This window comes from Kitasatospora sp. NPDC059812 (genome assembly GCF_042732075.1).
GTDB lineage: Bacteria > Actinomycetota > Actinomycetes > Streptomycetales > Streptomycetaceae > Kitasatospora.
On sequence record NZ_JBHWIO010000039.1, the window covers coordinates 1 to 4,737 of the forward strand.

At 75.6% G+C, this 4,737-nt stretch carries 3 protein-coding genes and 1 pseudogene; 3 read left to right on the forward strand and 1 reads right to left on the reverse strand.

Annotation, left to right across the window (positions count from 1 at the left end):
* Window positions 1-211: 211 nt before the first annotated feature.
* Window positions 212-1,171: a C40 family peptidase gene (locus ACFV6D_RS20445; RefSeq protein WP_380560657.1), complete on the forward strand. Its 960-nt coding sequence runs from the start codon at window positions 212-214 to the stop codon at window positions 1,169-1,171.
* Between the two features lie 157 nt (window positions 1,172-1,328).
* Here the strand turns inward: ACFV6D_RS20445 and ACFV6D_RS20450 are convergent, their stop codons facing one another.
* Window positions 1,329-2,231: a PfkB family carbohydrate kinase gene (locus ACFV6D_RS20450; protein WP_380560658.1), complete on the reverse strand. Its 903-nt coding sequence runs from the start codon at window positions 2,229-2,231 to the stop codon at window positions 1,329-1,331.
* A 465-nt stretch (window positions 2,232-2,696) separates the two neighbouring features.
* Here ACFV6D_RS20450 and ACFV6D_RS20455 point away from each other — a divergent pair, with 465 nt between their 5' ends.
* Together ACFV6D_RS20455 and ACFV6D_RS20460 are read left to right on the forward strand one after the other, a co-directional pair.
* The gene (locus ACFV6D_RS20455) at window positions 2,697-3,764 is read left to right on the forward strand and encodes an NUDIX hydrolase (RefSeq protein WP_063350148.1); all 1,068 of its coding nucleotides are present in this window, start codon (window positions 2,697-2,699) and stop codon (window positions 3,762-3,764) included.
* Between the two features lie 104 nt (window positions 3,765-3,868).
* Window positions 3,869-4,737 (forward strand): annotated as a pseudogene (locus tag ACFV6D_RS20460) (DUF4184 family protein); the annotation flags it as partial.

The window sequence follows — 4,737 nt, forward strand, 5'->3', positions numbered from 1 at the left end:
GCCCCCCCCGCCCCCCGGTCCCCGCGGCCCCAGCGCCCGCGCGCGCGGCCGCGCCCCCCCCCGGCGCGCGCGCCGAGGCCCCCGCCCCCCCCCCCCCCGCCCGGGGGTCTGCCGAGCCGTACGTGCCGTCTCACCGGGACGTGCGTGTCCGTAGCCGATTCCGCAGCCGCCCCCGTGGCGGCAGTTCGCAGCAGTGAGGGAAGACAGCAGGATGACCACCGTCAACACCGGCGCGCCGGGTGCCGCCGACGAACCGACCGGGCAGCACGCTGCCGCCACCGCCGACCAGCGGGCGGCTGACGTCCGCCCCGTCCGCCCCGTCCGTCCCTCGCGGGCCGCGCGGGTGCGCCGGGGGATAGGCATGGTGGCCGTGATCGTGGCCGGTGCGGGTGTGATCGGCGTCGGCCCCGGCGTCAGCCCCGCGGCCGCCGAGTCGGCACCGGCGCACGCCGGGTGGGACGGCTCGCGGTACTGGTTCAAGAACAGCAAGGGGCAGTGGCGCTGGACCACGCACTACGACGTGTACGTGGCGCGGACAGGGGGCGGATCCTCCTCCGCGGCGAAGTCCTCGTCGACGGGTGCGAAGTCGAGCGGCGGGATCAAGCAGGGGTGGGACGGGTCGCGGTACTGGTTCAAGAACAGCAAGGGGGAGTGGCGCTGGACCACGCACTACGACGTGTACGTGGCGCGGACGGGCGGCGGGTCCCCGTCGCCGTCCGGATCGTCCGGGTCGTCCGGGTCGTCCGGATCGTCCGGATCGTCCGGGTCGTCCTCGTCGGGCTCGGCCGCTGGTGCGGTGGCGGGTGACCAGGGCATCGAGTCCGCCGTGCAGTTCGCGCTGAGCCAGCTGGGCAAGCCGTTCCGGACCGCGGGCAACGGGCCGGACGGGTACGACTGCTCGGGCCTCGTGCAGCAGGCCTTCCGGCGCGGCGGGGTGAACCTGCCGCGGGTGGCCAACGACCAGTACGCGGCGACCACGCCCATCAGTGCCGGCCAGCTGCGCCGGGGCGACCTGCTGTTCTGGTCTCCCAACGGCACCAAGCGGGGCATCCAGCACGTGGCGATCTACCTGGGCAACAACCAGTACGTCGAGGCGGCGCGGCCGGGGACGCTGATCCGGATCTCGGGGATCAGCAGCGGCTACTACCCGTCGTACATGGGCCGGCCGTAGGTCGAGTGCTAGACAAGTGGGCGGGGGCGTTCGGGAGTTGTGGCCCGGGTGCCCCTGTTCGGGGCAGGCTGGGCCCGCCCGGCCTGCTTGGTCCGCCCGGCCCGGCCCGGCCGGCCTGGTCCGCCTGGCCCGCCCGGCGCCGTCGGGCAGTGGCTGGTCAGAGGTCGGTCGGGCGGGGGAGGGCGCCACGGGCGCCCAGGGCGGTGACGGCGAACGCGCCGGCGGCCACGGCGGTGGCGGCTGCGGCGGGGAGGGAGGCGCCGCGGGCGAGTCCGGCGGCGAGGGCGCCGCAGAAGACGTCGCCGGCACCGGTGGTGTCGACGACCTGGACGGCGGGGGCGGGGAGTCGGGCCGACCGTCCCTCGGTGGCGACCAGCGCGCCCTCGCTGCCGAGGGTGAGTACGACGCCGTCGGCGCGGCGGGCGAGGGCCCGGGCCGCCTCCTCGACGGTGGGGGCGCCGGTCAGCTGGCGGGCCTCGACGGCGTTGGCGACGACCAGGGGGCGGCGTCCGGTCGGACCGGTGTCGGGGAGCGAGCCGGCCGGGGCGGCGTTGTGCACCCAGTGGGTGCCGTCGGCCGGCAGGGCGGCGGCGGTCGCGCGGATGCACTCCTCGGGGACCTCGCCGCTGGTGAGGAGTACGTCGACGGGGAGCAGGTGTAGGCGGGCGAGTGCGGCGGTGACCTCGGCGGCGGTCAGGTGGGCGTTGGCGCCGGGGACGACGACGATGCTGTTCTCGCCGGCGGGGTCGACCATGACGATCGCCTGCCCGGTCGGCGCGTCGGGGTGGGTGAGCACGGAGCCCGTCTCGACCTCCGCGCCGCGCAGGTCGGTGAGCGCGGCTTCGCCGTCGGCGTCGCGCCCGACCTTCGCGACCAGGTGGGCGGCGGCGCCCATGCGCGCCGCCGCCACCGCCTGGTTCGCGCCCTTGCCGCCGAACCCCTGGGTGGCGGCGGTGGCGAGGACGGTCTCGCCGGGGGCGGGGAGGACGGGGCAGCGGAGGATGCGGTCGGCGTTGACCGAGCCGATGACGATGACGCGGCCGACTGGGAGCAGCTTCATCGTTCCTCTGTACGTGCTGGGGTGCGCGCGGCGCAAGCGGGCGCTGGGGGGCGCGCGAGGAGCGCGGGGAAGAATATGTCGACCGGTCTACTGAATTATGCAGACCGGTCTAGAGATTGCCGGGAGAAATCTGTCGGTCGGTCTACATAGTCGGGTGGAGAGGGTGATGCGAGGTGATCTGGGGTGATGATGGCGCACAGGAAGTCGGGCAGGCCGACTTCCTGTGCGCGCAGGGTGTGAGCAGGGTGCAACTTTGATGTAGACCGGTCTACATATTTCTCCCGGAAGGCGGCTGGCCTGGGCACATGCCCCTGTCAAGGGGCGGGGTGGGGCGCAACGGCGGGCGCGACGGGGAGGTATGGGGAGCGGCGTGGCGCGGGTACCACCACGGGTGGCGCTGGTTCGGCCGACGGGGGCGCTGCCCGGTGCGAACGGCATCGGGGCAAGTCGAGGGCAGGGGACGTTGTGATCGTCTGGGTCAATGGCACATTCGGGGCGGGCAAGACGAGTGCCTGCCGCGAGCTGGTGGAACTGCTGCCCGGGAGCGTGCTCTTCGATCCCGAGCTGGTGGGCTTCGGCCTGCGCCGGATGCTCCCCGCCGACCGGCTGGCGACGGTGTCCGACTTCCAGGACCTGGCGGCCTGGCGCCGGCTCGTCCCCGAGACGGCGGCCGCGCTGCTCAGCGAGGTCGCGGGCCCGCTGGTGGTCCCGATGACCCTGCTCAGGGAGGACTACCGGGACGAGATCTTCGGCGACCTCGCCTCCCACGGCATAGCGGTGCACCACTTCGTCCTGGACCCAGAAGAAACGATCCTGCGTCACCGCATCGCCCACCGCGACGAGTGCCCGGGAGATCCGGAGGCCAGCGAGCGGGTCCGCATGTGGTGCTTCGAGCACGTGGCCCGCTACCGAGCCGCCCGGCGCTGGCTGGTCGAGGACGCCCGGATGCTCGACACCAGCGAGCTCACCCCCCGCGAGACCGCCCACCGGATCGCCGAACTGGTCCGCGTCGGCGCCGCCCGCTGCCCGATCGTCCAGACCCCCGACCCGACGGGGGACACCGTGGCCTCCGCGGTCCTGTTCTTCGACGAACAGGACCGCGTCCTGCTGGTCGACCCGGTCTACAAACCCGACTGGGACTTCCCCGGAGGCGTGGTCGAACGCGGTGAGGCCCCCACCGACGCGGCCCTGCGCGAGACCGCCGAGGAACTGGGCCTGCGGCTCGACCCGACCGGGCTGCGCCTGCTCGCCGTCGACTGGGAGCCGCGCACCGGCCCGCGCCGCGGCGGCCTGCGCCTGATGTACGACGGCGGCCAACTGGACGCCGCCGCCCGCCAGAACCTGCTGCTCCAGGCGGAGGAGCTGCGCGACTGGCGCTTCGTCACCCTGGACGAGGCCGCCGACCTGCTGCCCCCGAGCCGCTACCGCCGCCTCGCCGCCGCCCTGGACGCCCGCCGCAGCGGCGAGTTGCGCTACCTGGAGGCGGGCCGCCGGGTCGCGCTCGGCCTGGCCAGCACGGCGGACGCGGCGTAGCCGCCCGGGGCGCCTGACGAGCCCGGGTGCCGGGCGGTCCAGAGGTGTTGGCCGCTGTCCCCGGGCGTTGGCTGATGGCCCGGCAGGGGCGGGAGGATGGGGACATGCCGTTCACACTGAGCCACCCCGCCGCCGTCCTGCCCCTGCTGCGCGCCGCCGGGGAGCGCGGGCCGCTGGTCGCCTCGGCGCTGGTCGCCGGATCGATGGCGCCCGACGTCCCGTTCTTCGCCGAGTCGCTGCTGCCCGGGGTGTACGGCCACGGCGGTCTGACGCACCGCTGGTGGGCCGTGCCGACGCTGGACGTGGCGATCGCGGGCGCGCTGGTGGCAGGTTGGCACGGTCTGCTGCGCGCGCCGCTGGTGGCGCTGCTGCCCGACCGGTGGGCGGGCGCGGCCGAGGCGCTGACGGTCCGGCGGCCCGCCGGAGGCGGGGCGGGTACGGGGGCGGCGTGGTTCGCGGCGTCGGCGGCGATCGGTGCGGCCACCCACGTCGGCTGGGACGCGTTCACCCACGAGGGCCGGCTGGGTGTCCGGCTGCTGCCGGTGCTGGACCGGGAGGTGGCCGGGGTTCCGCTCTACTCGGCGCTGCAGTACGGCAGTTCGGCGCTGGCCCTGGCCGCGATGGCGGGCTGGGCGGTGCGGGCGGTGCGGGGCGTGGAGTCGGTCCGCCCGGCCGTGGCACTCGCTCCCCGGGCGCGCCGGGCCGCCGTCACGGCCCTGGGCGCGGCGACGGCGGCCGGAGTGCTGCACCGGCTGGCCCCGCTGCGGCGGAACCTGATCCCGGAGTTCTGCTTCGGCGCCGGGGCCGGGCTCGCGGTGGGTGCGGTCGGTTACGCGGTGGTGACGGGTGCCGCCCGCAGGTTCCGGGGCGGGCGGCCGGTGCCGGGGGCCGCCCACGGCGGGGCCCGCCGCAACCCGCCCGGGAACCAGCGCAGGTGGGCGGAGGGGCGGTGGGGAACTGGGGCGGGTCTGGC

What these genes read in the sequence shown, in the direction of transcription:
- ACFV6D_RS20445 (WP_380560657.1), top strand. Translation starts at nt 212, where the DNA reads ATGACCACCGTCAACACCGGCGCGCCGGGTGCCGCCGACGAACCGACC.
- ACFV6D_RS20450 (WP_380560658.1), bottom strand. Translation starts at nt 2,231, where the DNA reads ATGAAGCTGCTCCCAGTCGGCCGCGTCATCGTCATCGGCTCGGTCAAC.